Annotated in this window: 12 protein-coding genes and 5 pseudogenes; 15 read left to right on the plus strand and 2 right to left on the minus strand. The window is 33.0% G+C overall.

The features are described 5' to 3' along the window. Positions 1-142: 142 nt before the first annotated feature. The 10 genes and pseudogenes from ACZZ95_RS03755 to ACZZ95_RS03800 all read left to right on the plus strand — a co-directional run bounded on the left by ACZZ95_RS03755 (position 143) and on the right by ACZZ95_RS03800 (position 11,747). Positions 143-913, plus strand: coding sequence for a DUF3108 domain-containing protein (locus tag ACZZ95_RS03755; protein WP_463468065.1), 771 nt, complete (start codon positions 143-145; stop codon positions 911-913). Further along, positions 913-1,857 (plus strand): annotated as a pseudogene (locus tag ACZZ95_RS03760) (tryptophan 2,3-dioxygenase family protein). The gene ACZZ95_RS03755 and the pseudogene ACZZ95_RS03760 overlap by 1 nt, the downstream one beginning before the upstream one ends. A 25-nt stretch (positions 1,858-1,882) precedes the next feature. Next, a pseudogene (locus ACZZ95_RS03765) lies at positions 1,883-3,105 on the plus strand (peptidoglycan DD-metalloendopeptidase family protein). A 72-nt stretch (positions 3,106-3,177) separates the two neighbouring features. Beyond that, positions 3,178-3,783, plus strand: a complete 606-nt coding sequence (locus ACZZ95_RS03770) for an SMI1/KNR4 family protein (protein WP_463468066.1) — start codon at positions 3,178-3,180, stop codon at positions 3,781-3,783. Between the two features lie 26 nt (positions 3,784-3,809). After that, positions 3,810-4,430, plus strand: coding sequence for a hypothetical protein (locus ACZZ95_RS03775; RefSeq protein WP_463468067.1), 621 nt, complete (start codon positions 3,810-3,812; stop codon positions 4,428-4,430). Positions 4,431-4,503: 73 nt separating this feature from the next. Continuing rightward, entirely contained in the window at positions 4,504-5,265 is a 762-nt protein-coding gene (locus ACZZ95_RS03780) for a hypothetical protein (RefSeq protein ID WP_463468068.1), read from the plus strand. A 124-nt stretch (positions 5,266-5,389) separates the two neighbouring features. Continuing rightward, a complete protein-coding gene (gene pgi, locus ACZZ95_RS03785; RefSeq protein WP_463468069.1) occupies positions 5,390-7,033 on the plus strand; it encodes a glucose-6-phosphate isomerase in 1,644 nt (547 codons plus the stop codon). Positions 7,034-7,354: 321 nt separating this feature from the next. Beyond that, positions 7,355-10,637: pseudogene (locus tag ACZZ95_RS03790) on the plus strand (TonB-dependent receptor). A gap of 103 nt (positions 10,638-10,740) precedes the next feature. After that, positions 10,741-11,164 (plus strand): annotated as a pseudogene (locus ACZZ95_RS03795) (hypothetical protein). Between the two features lie 90 nt (positions 11,165-11,254). After that, positions 11,255-11,747, plus strand: a pseudogene (locus ACZZ95_RS03800) (septal ring lytic transglycosylase RlpA family protein). 31 nt (positions 11,748-11,778) lie between these two features. Here the strand turns inward: ACZZ95_RS03800 and ACZZ95_RS03805 are convergent. Further along, positions 11,779-12,237 carry a DinB family protein gene (locus tag ACZZ95_RS03805; RefSeq protein ID WP_463468070.1) on the minus strand — a complete coding sequence of 153 codons (459 nt, stop codon included), beginning with the start codon at positions 12,235-12,237 and terminating at the stop codon, positions 11,779-11,781. Between the two features lie 78 nt (positions 12,238-12,315). On the opposite strand from ACZZ95_RS03805, the gene ACZZ95_RS03810 reads away from it, so the two are divergent. From ACZZ95_RS03810 to nadD, 5 genes are all read left to right on the plus strand, one after another. Further along, positions 12,316-12,663 carry an arsenate reductase family protein gene (locus tag ACZZ95_RS03810; RefSeq protein ID WP_463468071.1) on the plus strand — a complete coding sequence of 116 codons (348 nt, stop codon included), beginning with the start codon at positions 12,316-12,318 and terminating at the stop codon, positions 12,661-12,663. Positions 12,664-12,835: 172 nt separating this feature from the next. Beyond that, positions 12,836-13,696 carry a YicC/YloC family endoribonuclease gene (locus tag ACZZ95_RS03815; RefSeq protein ID WP_463468072.1) on the plus strand — a complete coding sequence of 287 codons (861 nt, stop codon included), beginning with the start codon at positions 12,836-12,838 and terminating at the stop codon, positions 13,694-13,696. A 107-nt stretch (positions 13,697-13,803) separates the two neighbouring features. Beyond that, positions 13,804-14,376: a guanylate kinase gene (gene gmk, locus ACZZ95_RS03820; RefSeq protein ID WP_463468073.1), complete on the plus strand. Its 573-nt coding sequence runs from the start codon at positions 13,804-13,806 to the stop codon at positions 14,374-14,376. 58 nt (positions 14,377-14,434) lie between these two features. Continuing rightward, positions 14,435-14,800, plus strand: coding sequence for a four helix bundle protein (locus tag ACZZ95_RS03825; RefSeq protein WP_463468074.1), 366 nt, complete (start codon positions 14,435-14,437; stop codon positions 14,798-14,800). A 32-nt stretch (positions 14,801-14,832) separates the two neighbouring features. Continuing rightward, positions 14,833-15,414, plus strand: a complete 582-nt coding sequence (gene nadD, locus ACZZ95_RS03830) for a nicotinate (nicotinamide) nucleotide adenylyltransferase (RefSeq protein WP_095953860.1) — start codon at positions 14,833-14,835, stop codon at positions 15,412-15,414. A gap of 436 nt (positions 15,415-15,850) precedes the next feature. Here the strand turns inward: nadD and ACZZ95_RS03835 are convergent, their stop codons facing one another. After that, the gene (locus tag ACZZ95_RS03835; RefSeq protein WP_463468075.1) at positions 15,851-17,320 is read right to left on the minus strand and encodes a nicotinate phosphoribosyltransferase; all 1,470 of its coding nucleotides are present in this window, start codon (positions 17,318-17,320) and stop codon (positions 15,851-15,853) included. Between the last annotated feature and the right edge of the window lie 8 nt (positions 17,321-17,328).

Raw genomic sequence — 17,328 nt, forward strand, 5'->3', positions numbered from 1 at the left:
ATATAAATTTCATAATTTATAGTTTTTTGGTTAGTTAATAGCATAAAAACTCAGTCATCTTTGACTGAGTTTTTTTGTTTTGGTACATTTGGAATAGAATTTGCATTTATTTATCTTTATAATGAAATGTAAAAATTGTACTATGAAAAAATTCATCCTCATCATATTAGCACTAACAACACTGGCGTTCGATACTCAAAAAGTGGACGCTTTCGATACTGGCGAATATTTTAAATTTAGAATTCATTACGGAATTGTCAATGCGGGCTATGCAACTCTTGAAGTAAAAGATGCCACAGTAAACAATAAAAAGGTATACCATTCTGTTGGAAAAGGTTACACTACAGGTATGTCAAAATTTTTCTTTAAAGTTGAAGATTTATATGAAAGCTATTTTGACAAAGAAACAGGAAAACCTTATCGTTATGTTCGAAAAATTGACGAAGGAGGTTACACCAAAAATCAGGAAGGTTTTTTCAATCAAAACGACAACAGGGTTTTGGTAAAAGATTACAAACGAAAATCAGAAAAAACGATTATTGTTACTGAAAATGTGCAAGATATTGTTTCGGCATTTTATTATTTGAGAAACCATCCAAATATTGACAAATTAAAATCTGGCGATGCAATTTCTATTGACATGTTTTTTGATGAAGAAATCACAAAATTTAAGTTAAAATATATAGGTCGTCAGGATATTACAACTAAATTTGGGACGGTTTCTACGATGGTATTTAAACCTTCTGTACAAACAGGAAGAGTATTTAAAGAAAAGGAAAGTTTAACGCTCTGGATAACAGACGATGTAAACAAAGTTCCAATTCGCATAAAAGCAGATTTGGCCGTAGGTTCTCTTAAAGCCGATCTCGATGAATATAAAGGATTACAAAGTCCACTTAAAGCAAAAAAATAATGAACCCTACAGATAATTCTGAAGCAATCTTAAAAAAAATTGATCTTAAATTTCAAGCCATAAATCAAAAAACTGATGTTCAATTAGAAGGATTGCTTTGGGCTAAACCAATTACATATTGGGATTATATTCAAACCGATGCATTGTTAAATTTACAAATACAACGCACGACACTTCCTGACGAAATGGTTTTTATCATGTATCACCAGGTGAATGAATTAATCTTCAAAATGATTTTGTGGGAAATTGATCAAATTGCCGAAAAAGAAAATATTGAGGTAGATTTTTTCAGCGAAAGATTATCTAGAATTACCAGATATTTTGATATGCTTACCAATTCTTTCAGCATCATGGAAAACGGAATGGAAGTTGATCAATACATGAAATTTAGAAACACGCTTACTCCAGCAAGTGGTTTTCAAAGTGCACAATATAGATTAATTGAATTTGCATCAACTGATGTTATTAATTTAACCGATCGCAGATACAAAGCAAACTTTGACGAAAACACAGATCTGGAAACTAGTTTTGAACACTTATATTGGCAGGTCGCTGGAAAAGATTATCATACAGGACAAAAATCTTATTTGCTTCAGGAATTCGAAAACAAATACAAAGATCAGTTTTTGAGACAGATGGCAACATTTAAGACCAAAAATATCTGGCAGAAATTTTCGCAGACTTCCAGAAAAAGACCAGCAAAATCCAGAATTAATTGCGACAATGCGTCACTACGATAAAACAGTGAATATCACTTGGGTTATGCAAAGCATCTTAATACTGCAAGAAAATATATTTTGGAAAGCGGAAAAGGTAATGGTGAAGCGACTGGAGGAAGTGACTGGCAAAAATATATGCATCCAAAATACCAAAGACGCATCTTTTTTCCTAAATTGTGGACCGAAGAAGAATTGTCCAATTGGGGAAATGAAACCGAAGAATAATTTCACCACAAAAATCCAAAAAAGTTTGAAAAAAGCAGTCGTAATTTTAATTGTCTTGTTTTCTATTTTCTCTTGTAAAAAAACCGAAGAAAAGGTAGAAATCAAAATTACTAAACCAAAAACCAAAAAAATAGAATTCGGTTTTAATTACGCAGATTTCAATGTTGTTAATGATACTATTTCAAAAGGAGATTCTTTTGGCTCGATCATCCAAAGTCAAAATATCGGCGACAAAAAAGTACACGATATTGTAGAGCAGGTAAAAGATTCTTTTAACGTTAGAAGTATTCGTTACAACAAACCTTTTACATTATTACGTTCCAAAAATAAAACCAACAACCTTGAAGTTTTTATTTATCAGCCAGACGCTTTAAGTTATTACGTTATTGATTTACGAGACAGCATCGCTAAAGCTTATAAGAAAATAAAACCTGTTACTTTAAAAGAAAAAATTATTGGCGGTGTTTTAAAAAGTTCATTATCTGAAACTTTAGGAAATGAAAGTGTAGAAACAGCATTAGCAAGCAGAATTACAAAAGTCTTTTCTTGGTCTATTGACTTCTTTAAATTAAAAAAAGGAGATCGTTACGGACTAATCTTTACCGAACGTTTTATAAATGGAAAAACGTACGATGGTGTCGAAGAATTGGAAGCCGCTTTTTTTGAGTACAAAGGAAAAATCGTGTACGCTTTTCCTTTTGAAAGAGACACTACTTCAGGAAAAATTGAATATTACGATGATGAAGGAAAAACCCTTAAAAATTTCTTCTTAAAAACACCAATTAAATTCAGCCGAATCACTTCTAGATTCACCATGAATAGATTTCATCCGGTACAGCATACTTGGAAAGCACATAAAGGAACTGATTACGCAAGCACCAACGGGAACACCAATTTCTACCACAGCTTCTGGAGTTGTAGAAACCACAGGATACACAGCTGGTAACGGAAACTTTGTAAAAGTAAAACATAACGGAACCTACTCTACTCAATATTTACATATGTCAAAAATCCTAGTTCGACGCGGGCGACGTGTAACACAAGGTCAGACAATTGGTTTAGTAGGAAGTACTGGTTTAGCTTCTGGACCTCACGTATGTTATCGTTTCTGGAAAAATGGCGTTCAAGTCGATGCACTTCGATTGAATCTTCCAACGGGAGAATCTCTGACTGGAAATGACAGAACTCGTTTTATGCGAGCAAATTGAACCTTTGAAAAGAGAATTGGACAGCATTGGTAATTTGTAAGAAAAAATACTTATTTTTGCAAGAGAAAATGATATCTCAACAAATCATGTTTTGCAATAAATAAGAATTCAAATGATAGAAATAAACAAAAAAAAAGACATTATCATTCCTTTTAAAAAAATAGGAGACAAAAACTGGCAAGAAAAATCAAAAATAATTATTGAATCAATTGCTGAAAACTGGAGCAATGACTTGAAAAACCCCATTTTAACAGAAGAAATAGATGCTTTAGAAAATCGTTTGGGAACAACTCTTCCAGAAGGCTTAAAGCTTTTTTATAATACTTTTGGACTTGCTGATATTGGTGAAGAATTACAAAATTTTGAAACCATAAATTGGATAAAAAACCTTTGGAGTGAAGATAATTCTTACGGACCAGAATTCACAAAAGAAGATCAAATCTCATTGCCATTTTTAATTTCATTTAGTGATTATTTAGGAAATGGTAACATGTTCTGCTTTCATAGTAAAACTAAAGAAATTTATTATTACGATCATGATACCCGTCCCTATCTTACAAAAATGTTTGATAACGTTGACGATTATATCAAAGGCTGTTTAATTTTTGCGCAAGCTGATCTTTTTGGAGAAATAGGCCAAGATGAAGTAGAAGAATGGACAGAAGAAATTGCAGAGAAATTATTTGGAAAAGCAATAGTTAGAAAATGGCGTTATTAAAATTTCAATTCTAAAAATAGAAAAACATGAAAAATGCTCGTCTTAAAGAACTTTATCATGAAACTTTTTCAGGTTTAAAATTATATTATCGCGACACTAATTTATCTGATGATTTAATTTTAAAGTACAAAATTGGGCAAATAATTCAAGAAAAAGGTTTTACTGACATGAGCTCGATTGGCGGAGGCATTTCTGGAAATTTACGATATTTAATCGCAAGTGCACATCCAAAAGATTTATCAAAATTTAATCCTGATTCCGCAAAAATTGGTCATTTCCTTTTAGACTCTATTGCGTATTTCAAAGTATTGGACATTCAGAAAATTGAAGACAAAACACAGATCTTTCTTTTAAACATACCCGATATTTCAATTTCACTTTTTAAAAACTCCACTTCAAATCTGGAAGAAGAAATTATAGAAAATGCGAGAAAAAAGTTCGCTAAAAAAATCCATTTACCTTTAGTCCCCGAACTGCAGACAGAATCTTGGAAAGAAAGAACAAAGTCACCAATCGGAATGAACGAAAATGGAGAATTGTTTTTTGATGATTCTAAAATCAAAACAGATCCTGTAAAAAGGATTGAAATTAATACTGCCAAGAAAACTATTGAGATTAATAAAAAACCTTGGTGGAAGATTTGGTAAATTTTAAAACTAAAAAAAGCTTAAATCACATTTTCATCAAAATAATTTCAACACAAAAACTCTCTTAAAAACCATGAGAATATTTATTTTGTTTCTAATTTTTCTTAGCCTTTCATCTTGTGAAAAGAAAAAAGATACTTCTCCACAAACAGATTCTCATATCGTTATTTCTAAACCCAAAATACTTTCTTACGACGAACAGTTAAAAGCTATAAAAAATGGAACAACTAAAGGCTTTGTTCTATCAAATGACATTCAATTTATAAATGATTCCATCCTCAAAGGAAAATTCACATTAGACATTTCAAAATATGAAGCTGAAGCAGAAAAAAAGAAATGTTACCCTATTAGGCTTTCAAAGAAATTATTTAATGAATTTTACAATGAAGGATTTAATAATTTAGGAGACCTAAATGGAGATAAAAAAGCGGACGCGGTATTTGTTTTACATGCATTAAATTATTGCGAAGAAGGCGATTCTTATTATTTTACCGACAATAACATTCCAAGAATCACAACTGACTCTAACTGCTGTCATCCCGCAAGTATAATAAATATTGGAGATATTGATGAAGATGGAAAAAGCGAAATTGCCCAATATTATTCTTCCTGCGCAAGTCGTTATAAAGCAATTATTATATATAGCTTAAAAAACAACAAATGGAATGAAATAAAATCATTTCCTTTTGTTTTAAACGATAAGTACCTTATTGATAAAGATTTTAAAAAGTTGTTTAAGAAAACTTCAAAAAACCATCTTAGTTATTTTGAGATTAGCGACATGACTGTCGATGGAAACTTAGTTACAGCGTGGAAAAAGATAAAAATAGAATAAATCAAGCAACCAGAACTCATAAAACGTTTTCGTAACTAATTGTTATATAATCTCGAACCGCTACCCTTTTAAAAGTTATTTCAGTATTTTTGTGTTTCATAGAACAAACTCAATTATAGATAAAATGGCTTTAAACACAACAAACCCAACAGGGACTGAAGCGTGGAAAAATCTGCAAAACCACTTTAACGCAATTCAAGAAACCACAATACAAGAATTGTTTCAACAAGATAGTGCGCGTGTTGAAAAATTCAACTTGCAATGGAATGACTTTTTAGTAGATTATTCTAAAAATAATATCAGTCAGGAAACTATTTCGCTTTTATTAGAATTAGCAAATTCAATTGGATTAAAAAATGCAATTGCTGATTATTTTGGAGGAGAATTAATTAACAAAACAGAAAACCGTGCAGTTCTTCATACTGCATTACGTGCTCCAGAATCGGCAGTGATTAAAGTTGATGGAGAAAATGTGATTCCTGAAGTATATGAAGTAAAAAATAAAATCAAAAGCTTCACAGAAGAAGTGATTTCTGGACAAAGAAAAGGATACACAGGAAAAGCTTTTACTGATGTGGTTAATATCGGAATTGGTGGATCTGACCTTGGACCTGTTATGGCCGTGGAAGCTTTACAATTTTATAAAAATCATTTAAACTTACATTTCGTTTCAAATGTTGACGGTGATCACGTAAATGAAGTAATCAAAAAATTAAACCCTGAAACTACTTTATTTGTAATTGTTTCTAAAACTTTTACAACTCAGGAAACACTTTCAAATTCAGAAACCATTAAAGAATGGTTTTTAAAATCGGCATCTCAGGAAGATATTGCAAAACACTTTGCGGCGGTTTCAACAAACATTCAAAAAGTAACCGAATTCGGAATTAATCCCGACAACGTTTTCCCGATGTGGGACTGGGTTGGAGGAAGATTTTCTCTTTGGAGTGCAGTTGGTTTAAGTATTGCCTTGGCAATTGGTTTTGATAATTACAACGAATTATTAGTTGGAGCAAACGAAATGGACGAACATTTCAAATCAACAGAATTAGACGAAAATATTCCAGTAATTTTAGCTTTAATAAGCGTTTGGTACAATAATTTTTATGGTGCCGAAAGTGAAGCTTTGATTCCGTATACACAATATTTATCAAAACTAGCTCCTTACTTACAACAGGCAACTATGGAAAGTAACGGAAAAAGCGTTGGCCGTGATGGAAAACCTGTTAATTACCAAACAGGAACAATTATTTGGGGAGAGCCTGGGACGAATTCCCAACACGCATTCTTTCAATTAATTCACCAAGGAACAAAAAGAATCCCAACAGATTTTATCGGATTTGTAAAACCATTGTACGGAAACGAAGATCATCACGATAAATTAATGTCGAACTTTTTTGCGCAGACTGAAGCTTTAATGAATGGAAAAACTCCCGCACAAGTTCAAGCGGAATTTGACAAACAAGGACTTGATGCAGAAAAAGTCGCTTATTTATTGCCATTCAAGGTTTTTACTGGAAACAAACCTACCAACACCATTTTAATTGAAAAGCTTACACCAAAAAGTTTAGGTTCTTTAATTGCATTGTATGAACATAAAATTTTCGTTCAAGGTATAATCTGGAATATTTTCAGCTTTGATCAATGGGGTGTTGAATTAGGAAAACAGCTTGCTAATTCGATTTTAGATGAAATTAACTCCAAGACTGTTAAAAGTCATGATAGTTCAACTTCGTTTTTATTAAACCACTTCTTGAAAAACAAATAAAAAACCTTTATTTAAAAATTTCATAACAAACTGAAACGCCTTAATTTAATCCTAATTAAGGCGTTTTTTATATGTAAAATACCGACAAAAAGCACTAAAATGGAGTTCATTTGCACGTTTCCACTTACAACACAATCCAAATAATTACATTTTTAACAAAAAACACTTGCATAAATTTAAGAAAATAAAGTTTTTTTTAACGAAAAGAGAAAAATTCATTTTAATGCGCAACACAAAATACAAAACTTATTTTTCTTAACATTTCGATAACATTATCTGAGTTATTTGTTATAATTTTGCCAAAAACAAATAACAAAACAGATGAAAAAATTGTCAAAGTTTCTCTTACTGCTTTTAGCGTTTATTTATGCAGGAGATATTTATGCGCAAGGTAATACAACTTCCTCTATCAATGGAGTTGTTAATGATTCGCAAAACAAGTCCCTTCCAGGTGCAACGATTCTAGCAGTTCACGAGGCTTCAGGTAGCCGTTATTCAACCACAACGGATTTTGATGGTCACTTTAGAATCTCTAACATGCGTGTTGGTGGTCCTTACAAAATTGAAGTGACTTTCATTGGTTTCACAACCTACACAGAGTCAGGAGTTTATTTACAACTTGGTGATTCTAAAAACTTAAAAGTTGTCTTAAAAGACGAAACAAACCAACTTAGTGAAGTTGTAGTTGTTGGGAAAAAAGACCCAACTTTTAACTCAAAAAAGACTGGAGCTCAAACAATTATCGATCACGACAAGATCAACGAATTACCATCTTTATCTAGAAATATTGCCGATTTCGCAAGACTTACACCACAAGCACAATTACGTGGGGATGATGTAATCTCAATTGGTGGACAAAATAACAGATTTAACGCAATTTACATTGACGGTGCTGTAAACAACGACGTTTTCGGATTAGTCGCAAACGGTACTAACGGTGGACAAACAGGGGTTTCTCCAATTTCATTAGATGCAATTGAGCAATTTCAAGTGAGTGTTTCTCCTTACGATGTTAAATTATCAGGATTTGCTGGAGGAGCAATTAGTGCTATTACACGTTCTGGAACAAATAACTTTGATGGTTCTGCTTATTTCTTATACAGAGATCAATCTTTAGCTGGAAAAACTCCACAAAGATCAAGCAGTACTGCTGAAAGAAAAAAATTAGCTGACTTTACAGCTCAAACTTACGGTGTAAGAGCTGGAGGAGCAATCATAAAAGATAAATTATTCTACTTCATCAATTACGAAAGACAAGACAACCAAACACCAGCTCCCTTTGATATCAACAATTATACTGGAAACATTGGTGTAAATGGTACAACTCCTTACAGTGGTGCAGTTGCTCAACAAAGAATTGATGCATTGACAAACTATTTAGGAACTAATTACGGTTACAACCCAGGTGGTTACAGCAATAACACTCAAACTTTAGTTTCTGATAAATTAATTGCTAAAGTTGACTGGAACCTTAACGACAATCACAAAATCTCTGTTAAGAACAGTTATGTTAAAGCAACAAACTTTTCACCATACCGTTCTACTGCAACATCATTAAACTTTACAAATGGTGCGCAAGAATTTACATCTACTACAAACTCTTCTTCTCTTGAGTGGAATGCAAGAATTAGTAACAAATTCTCAAACAACTTAGTAGTTGGATATACTTCAGTTAATGATGACAGAGATCCTTCAGGAAATCCGTTCCCAACTGTAGAAATTAGAGATGGTTCTGGAAATATTTACTTTGGAGCTGAGACTAACTCAACTGCAAACTTATTAAACCAAAGAATTCTTACTGTTACAGATAACTTCGAGATTAACACTGGAAGACATAATATCCTTATCGGTACTCACAATGAATTTTCTTACGCTAAAAACGTATTTATCTCAAGAAACTTCGGTTACTACCAATTTAACAGTTTAAATGACTTCATGAATAATGCTAAACCAATCAGATTCCGTTTAGGATACTCATTGTTTGGTGGTTCAGGAGACGATTCTCAAGGTGCTTGCAGAATTTAACATGAACCAATATGGTTTATATGTTCAAGATAACATTAGAGTTACTGATAACTTTAGAGTTTCTATTGGTGTACGTGCTGACATGCCAGTTTGGGAAGACGGTAACGTAAACACAGATTTCAACACTAGAACTGTAGGTTTATTAGAAGTCGCAGGAAAAGATTTAAAAGGAGCAAGAGTTGGACAAGCTATCGAAAATACAGTTCACTTCTCTCCAAGAGTTGGATTTAACTATGACGTAAACGGAGATAAAGAAACTCAAGTACGTGGAGGTGTTGGTGTATTTACATCAAGAGTACCATTAGTATGGCCAGGTGGAGCTTATAACAACAACGGTATTTCTCAAAATGCTATTGATATTAGAACTACTGCTGGTGCTCCATTCTTTAACCCAAATACTTCTGTAGACAGTCAACTTTACAACAATGGTGTTCCATTAGGACCACTTCCTGGAAGCGGACAAGCAGGTGGTAACATCGACTTATTTGCTAAAGATTTCAAATTACCACAAGTTTTAAAAGCGAGTCTTGCTTTTGACCGTAAACTTCCTGGTGGTTTAGTATTAACTGCAGAAGCTATCTACAATGATAATCTTAATGCAATTCAATACCAAAACTTAAACGTTGCAGGTCCACAATCATACACTACAGGTGCTGATGTAAGACCAAGATACAATGGTGTACTTATAGACAGCAAATACCAAGGTATTTACTTAGCTTCTAACAAAAAAGCTGGTAGCGCTTGGAATACAAATTTAACATTGACTAAATACTTCCAATCAGATTTTATTGATGCAAACATTTCTGCAACTTACTCTTATGGAGAATCTAATGTTTGGATGGATGCTACAAGTTCTCAAAACAGTTCACAATGGCAATACATGGAAACTGTAAACGGTTCTAATGTAATTCCTGGTGTAACTAGATCAGATTTCGAACAAGGTTCAAGAGTTATGGCTAACTCTTCTATCAAATTCAAATGGAACAATTACATGAAAACTACAGTAGGTTTATACTACGAAGGTGCTCAAGGAACTCCATTTAGTTATGTATACAACGATAATGGTAGAATCTTAGGTGATACATTCCAAAACTCAGCTTTAGTATACGTACCAGCAAACAGAGGTGAAATTAACTTAGTTACTGTTACAGGAAATACTTTAACACCAGATCAACAATGGGAAGCTCTTGACAACTTCATTTCAGGTAATAAATACTTAGAAAGCAGAAGAGGTAAATACACAGAGCGTAACGGTGATCGTTTAGCTTGGAGCCATGTAATTGACTTAAAATTAGCTCAAGAGTTTAAAATCAATGTGAATAACAAAAGCCATAAATTAGAATTTACAGCTGACGTTTTCAACTTCACAAACATGTTAAACAAAAACTGGGGAAGAAGATACTTTGCTACAAATGATCAAGCATTAATGTTACAGCAAGTTGGTTTCTTAGCTGATGGAACTACTCCAACATTTAACTTTAATCCAAATGTTGCAAACAGCATCAACCAAATTGATGATGTAGGTTTACAATCAGCAAGATGGCAAATGCAAGTTGGAGCTAGATACTCTTTCAACTAATAAAGAACCATCCTAAATAATTAAAACGGCATTGACTTTTAAGTTTAATGCCGTTTTTTTTACTCATTTTTGTTATATTTGTTTCAAACAAAAAACAAGGTTTATGTATAATTTTCTACAAAAATTCCACTCTGGCTGGGCATACTTAGCATTGCTTCTTTTACTTGTTGCAGTTGTTAACGCAATCATCGGAGTCACTTCAAAAAAAGAGTTTACAGCTAAGGATCGTAAAATCGCTTTATTTGCTTTAATTGGTACTCACACCCAGTTATTAATTGGTTTGATCTTATATTTTGTTTCTCCTCTTGGAAAAGCGAGCTTTTGGACAAATGTCTAATGCAGAACTTAGATTAACATCATTAGAGCACCCACTAATTAATCTTATTGCTATCGTCCTAATTACAATTGGATGGTCTAAACATAAAAAATTAATAAACAGCGAAGCTAAATTTAAGACCTTTGCTATATTTTACGGATTAGGATTATTACTAATTTTAAGTAGAATTCCGTGGAACCTTTGGTTCTAAAAAATACCAATTAAAAGCCCTTTTACAGGGCTTTTTTTATCTCGGCATATTATTTGTACAAACTCCCCCAAGTCTGAAAAAAAATAACCCATGAGAAATAAAAAACACATTTTATTCGCCACAATTGCTTTGACTTTAATTAGCGGCTTTACTTATGTTATAAGCCAAACCAAACCTACAACAGAACCTAAAATCATTCAAGATACGGTCAAAAATGCAAGACCAAATATTATTGCATTACCTGTAGATTCAGTATTTACAGACAAAGGTTTAAAACTAAGACCATACAAAAAAAATGCTCACGCCTCCTACTACGCTGATCGTTTTAATGGAAAAAGAACTGCGAACGGAAGCCGATTCAACAACAATCAATATACTGCTTGCTCATAAAAAACTTCCTTTTGGAACCAGAGTAAAAGTAACAAATGAAGCAAATGGCAAATTTGTCATTGTAAAAATTACAGATCGTGGTCCATTTGTAAAAACCCGTGAAATCGATTTATCTAAAAGAGCTTTTATGGATATTACCAAACACAAAGGTGCAGGCGCCATGAAGGTTACCATTGAAACCATAGTAGAATAATAAAAATCCCGCTTTAAGGCGGGATTTTTATTTAAACCAATTTTCTTAAACTCATCATAATACCACTGTGAACTCCCTCATGATAATTATTAAAATCTAAAGCTCCTTGTATATTTTTAAGTGTATAACCTAAGCTCGTGGCATATTCGTTATAGTCAACGAAAAGACCGGTTTCAAAATCATTTTTTGTTTTTTCAAGTGTTGTTGAAAGCAATGCTTTAATTTCATCAACTTCTGCCTGCGAAAGATCTCCTTCGGGTTTTGTACCTCTTCTGTATTTTAGAATAAATTCATCTGATACTATTGCTGGTAATCCCGATAGTTTATAAACCAAAGCCTGCTTTGCACAGAAATACAATGCGCAAGCATTCCAAATAATATTATTATTGAATCCTTGCGGAATTTTATTCAATTGTTCTAATGAATGACTTTCTAATATTTTCAAAAGAACCTCTCTAATTGTTTTTTGGACTTCAAAAACTGAATTCATAATTTATTTTTTTTCTAAAATTAGACAATTTTAAGTTTTAAATGAATTTTCTTTGTACTCTAATAAAACTCAAAAATCATGAACAAAATATATTATTTGGCATCTTGCGATACGTGCAGAAAAATCATTAAAAGTCTTCCTAAAAATGATTTGGTTTTTCACGATATCAAACAAGACCCAATTACGGAGGCAGAATTAGAAGAAATGTATAAACTTTCTGGAAGCTTCGAAGCCTTATTCAGCAAAAAAGCGCAATTGTATAAATCTATGGATTTAAAAAACAAATCGTTAACTGAGGCAGATTTTAAAAAATACATTCTGGAACATTATACTTTTTTAAGCCGTCCGGTTTTTATTATTGACGGAAAAATTTACATCGGCAACAGCCAGCAGAATATTCTACAGGTAATGAAAGCTTTATCATAAAAAAGCTATTTTATTGTTGTAATAATTCAAAAAGATCCAACACAAAATAATCTTGTAAAAACTCAGAGCCACAAAGATATTAATACAAAACTTTGCGACTCTGTGTCTTTGCGAGAAAATCACGCCAACACTGCAAACTTTTATTTATCTTTGCGCCTTTATACTCAATTATATGATACAATCTATGACAGGGTTTGGCAAAGCTTCTTTGCAATTGCCTACAAAAAAAATTACGGTTGAAGTAAAATCCTTAAACAGCAAAGGTTTAGATTTAAATGTAAGAATGCCATCGCTTTATCGCGAAATGGAACTAGGCTTACGCACCCAAATCTCTACAAAACTAGAAAGAGGAAAAATTGATTTTGCGATTTACATCGAAAGTACTGCAGAACAAACTTCGACTAAAGTAAATGTTCCTGTCGTAAAAAATTATATTGCACAGTTAAAAGAGGTTTACCCTGGCGCAGATGAAACTGAATTAATGAAAATGGCTGTTCGTATGCCGGATACCTTAAAAACAGAGCGCGAAGAAATTGACGAAAATGACTGGGAGCAAATTCAGGTAATTATTGATGAAGCTCTCCAAAACATTTTAAGTTTTAGAAAAGACGAAGGAGAATCTCTTGAAAAAGAGTTCAACCTTAGAATTGGAAATATCCGCCAATATATGAATGACGCTTTGGCTCTTGATCCAGAACGTGTTCAAGCAATTAAGGATCGTTTACAAACCGCAATTTCTGAATTACAAGTTAATGTTGATGAAAACCGTTTCGAGCAAGAATTAATCTATTATCTTGAAAAATTAGACATTACAGAAGAAAAAGTTCGTTTAACCAATCACTTAGATTATTTCTTAGAAACCATAAAAGGTACTGAAGCTAATGGTCGTAAACTTGGTTTTATTACTCAAGAAATGGGTCGTGAGATCAATACGATGGGTTCTAAATCGAATCATGCTCAAATGCAGAAGTTGGTGGTGATGATGAAGGATGAATTGGAGAAGATTAAGGAACAGGTTTTGAATGTCCTTTAGACGCTTTAAGCAGTAAGCTGTAAGCTATATGCAAAATTGAAGACTTCAAAAATAAAGGCTTAAAGCTTACGGCCTAAAGCTTAAAGCAAAAAATAAAGCATAAATTAATGAACAAAGGAAAATTAATTGTTTTCTCAGCACCATCAGGATCAGGAAAAACAACTATAGTAAAACATTTACTAGGGAAAGAGGATTTAAACTTAGAATTCTCGATCTCAGCGACTTCACGCGACCCACGCGGAGAAGAAGAACACGGAAAAGATTATTATTTTATTTCGTTGGAAGAATTCAAAAAACACATTAAAGCCGAAAATTTCCTGGAATGGGAAGAAGTGTACCGTGATAATTTCTACGGCACTTTAAAAGCCGAAATTGAAAGAATCTGGGCTTTAGGAAAAAATGTGATTTTTGATATTGATGTTGCCGGCGGACTTCGTATTAAACATAAATTCCCAGAGCAGACTTTAGCCGTTTTCGTAAAACCGCCAAGTGTGGACGAACTAAAACGCCGACTAAAAGAACGCTCTACAGAAAGTGAAGATAAAATCAATATGCGAATTGCAAAAGCTTCGGTTGAATTAGCTACAGCTCCTCAGTTTGACACTATCATCAAAAACTACGATTTAGATACAGCGAAAGAAGAAGCTTATCAACTAGTGAAGGAGTTTGTATCTAAGTAGTTATTTAGTCGTTAGTTGTTAGTCCTTAGTCTGAGAAGAAGTTAATTTTAAGATTTACATGAGCGGTATTAAATCATACAAAGAATTATTCATTTGGCATAAAGGAATAAAAATAGTTTTTCTGGTTTATAAATTAACAAAGAGTTTTCCTAAAGAAGAAATATACGCCTTAACAAGTCAATTAAAAAGAGCGAGCGTATCCATTCCTTCAAATATTGCAGAAGGTTTTGGACGTCAAACCGACAAATCATTTAACCATTTTTTGAATATTTCCAGAGGCTCTCTGAATGAAATAGAAACACAATTAATTATTGCAAAAGAATTAGAATTTATTTCTGACGATAATCTATTTAATGAGATTATGTTTTTGATTGAAGAAGAAAGCAAAATGATAAGTGCTTTTTCTAAAAATCTCAAAGACTAAGAACTAAGGACTAAGAACTAAGTACTCTAAAAATGAAAATAGGTCTTTATTTCGGCACATATAATCCCATTCATGTTGGTCATTTGATCATTGCCAATCACATGGCTGAGTTTGCAGATTTAGATCAGATTTGGATGGTTGTTACGCCTCATAATCCGTTAAAAAAGAAAGCAACTTTATTAGATGATCATCATCGTTTGCAGATGGTTTATCTGGCAACCGAAGATTATCCAAAAATAAAACCTTCGGATATTGAATTTAAATTACCTCAGCCGAACTACACCGTAATTACTTTAGCTCATTTACAAGAGAAATATCCCAATCATGAATTTTCTTTGATTATGGGCGAAGACAATTTAAAAACGCTTCATAAATGGAAAAACTATGAAGTAATTCTTGAGAATCATGATATTTATGTTTATCCGAGAATTTCTGAGGAAGAGGAAAATGTTGAATTAAAATCACATCCAAAAATTCACGTAATCGATGCGCCGATTGTAGAAATTTCTTCAACATTTATAAGAAACAGTATTAAGGAAGGGAAAAATATTCAGCCTTTACTTCCTCCAAAAGTTTGGGAATATATCGATCACAATAATTTCTATAAGAAATAAACAATTTGAATTGCCTCCAGTTTTAACTGGAGGTTTTTTTATTTTCAAAAAATCATACCGTAGGAATGTATCATCGGTCGAATTAAATTTGAATTACGTTTATACGTTCCGTAGAAACGTTTCATTACGATCTATTATTACATAAACAGGTTTCGCTAGACACAATGCAAAAACGATACATTTTTTCTAGCGATGAGATATTACTACCGAATATTGAAATACTGTTGTTTACTAAACTGATTAATGAAAAATAAATCAAACAAAAAGAGCCTGAATTTAAAATGCAGGCTCTTTGTTTTAATTAAAAATATTTTGAGTCAAATAAGCTCCAGTGGCGCGAAAAATATCACACCGGATGGGGCTTTTTTCCATTTGAACGATTAAATGCTATAAATATGCCGTCCCTCTGGGACTTATTAATTAAAACGAAAATTTATTACGCTTCAATATTAACTTCGCTTTTTACTCGACTTCTAATCTCACTCAGCGATTGATCAATTAAAAGTTTTCCATCTCTAAAAACTTCCTTCAATTCACCTTGTTTTTCTTCTTCCCAAGAAACATTATCTGTTAAATGATACTTCCCGTCGATTAAATCTATTTTCATCAATCCTTTGGCCGATTTTTTAGTTCCATCATCTGTAATTGGATCCTTGAAAATTGCTCTTCCTTCTCCTGCTACTTCACCATAAGTTGCTTTCATGGCAAAACCAAATGTATCTCTTGTGTTGTATTGATAGGTAAACGATCCAATTCCGAGAACCACGTTTGTTGATGCAAATCCTTTTTCTTTTAATCTCTCGCAAATTTGAGTTGCTCTTGCCACAGTAATACTATCACCGTAAATAGCGCCAATTTGCGGAATCAATTCTTTAAATCCTTTGTCGTTTACAGAACCGCCGAAAACATCCCAAAGCAATTCGATTACACCTTTCTTTTCTTTTTCTGTTTTTCCGTTTGGATTTCCGCAGATAATATCAACCGGATCACCGCTGTCAGGACGAATTACTACTTTCCCTTCTCTTGAAATAATATCTTCTTTTAAACGCGGTAAATAATCGGTTAAAACTTTCCATAAATCCCAAGTGTCAGAAACGATAGAAACGATTCCTTTTGGATAAACTTCTGTAATTAATCTTTTAAAGGTTTCACATTCTCCTTCTGTAGTTCCCATGCACATTACAGAATGTTCTGTAGCGACAACTGATCCCGCAATTAATTCAGTATCAGAATTGGCTTTGTAATATTCTTCGAAGAAATCAATCGCCGGAATTGTATCAGATCCTGTAAAACTCAATAAATGTCCCGCCGCAGAAGTTACCGTCGCTTCGATGCCGCCCATTCCTCTCATAGAAAAATCGTGCGCCTGCCAGTCTACAAATTCTGGAACTGACGATGTTTCATCTGCATATTTATCCAATACTTTTCTGTATTCTTTTGCAATTGTAGCAGAGTTACAAGGCGACCAAACTACTGCAGAAAGCAACGTTTCGAAGTAATTAGTAAGCCAGAAAAACTCCGGAATTGTATTGTACATCGTAAACATCGGAACTCTTAATGGCACCGTCGCTCCTTCTGGCAATGCTTTAAAAACCATCGGAATATATCCTAAGTCGTGTAAGTCTTCGATATGTTTTGTACCAACTTGGTTTTCACCCAAATAATTATTGATTCTTCTAGAATATTTCTTAATCACTTCTTCTTTTGGCTGTTTGAAGAAATACTCTTCAAAATCATGAATGATATATTTTTTGATGAAATACTGTAATCCGAAAAACACAACCTCATCAAGGCCTTCAATTCTTGATTTACGAGGTGTCCAGTTAGAATAAACTAATGTGGTATTATCTGGGTATTGTCTTCTGTGGTCAACTTTGTAACCATCTGTTAATAGTAGTGGGTTCATATATTTTC

Source organism: Flavobacterium sp. AC267, assembly GCF_979258715.1.

Bases quoted from the DNA above. Each gene is read 5' to 3' on its own strand.
- ACZZ95_RS03780 (WP_463468068.1), top strand. From the start codon at position 4,504: ATGAGAATATTTATTTTGTTTCTAATTTTTCTTAGCCTTTCATCTTGT.
- ACZZ95_RS03805 (WP_463468070.1), bottom strand. From the start codon at position 12,237: ATGAATTCAGTTTTTGAAGTCCAAAAAACAATTAGAGAGGTTCTTTTG.
- ACZZ95_RS03770 (WP_463468066.1), top strand. From the start codon at position 3,178: ATGATAGAAATAAACAAAAAAAAAGACATTATCATTCCTTTTAAAAAA.
- ACZZ95_RS03835 (WP_463468075.1), bottom strand. From the start codon at position 17,320: ATGAACCCACTACTATTAACAGATGGTTACAAAGTTGACCACAGAAGA.
- ACZZ95_RS03755 (WP_463468065.1), top strand. From the start codon at position 143: ATGAAAAAATTCATCCTCATCATATTAGCACTAACAACACTGGCGTTC.
- nadD (WP_095953860.1), top strand. From the start codon at position 14,833: ATGAAAATAGGTCTTTATTTCGGCACATATAATCCCATTCATGTTGGT.
- gmk (WP_463468073.1), top strand. From the start codon at position 13,804: ATGAACAAAGGAAAATTAATTGTTTTCTCAGCACCATCAGGATCAGGA.
- ACZZ95_RS03810 (WP_463468071.1), top strand. From the start codon at position 12,316: ATGAACAAAATATATTATTTGGCATCTTGCGATACGTGCAGAAAAATC.
- ACZZ95_RS03775 (WP_463468067.1), top strand. From the start codon at position 3,810: ATGAAAAATGCTCGTCTTAAAGAACTTTATCATGAAACTTTTTCAGGT.
- ACZZ95_RS03815 (WP_463468072.1), top strand. From the start codon at position 12,836: ATGATACAATCTATGACAGGGTTTGGCAAAGCTTCTTTGCAATTGCCT.
- ACZZ95_RS03825 (WP_463468074.1), top strand. From the start codon at position 14,435: ATGAGCGGTATTAAATCATACAAAGAATTATTCATTTGGCATAAAGGA.
- pgi (WP_463468069.1), top strand. From the start codon at position 5,390: ATGGCTTTAAACACAACAAACCCAACAGGGACTGAAGCGTGGAAAAAT.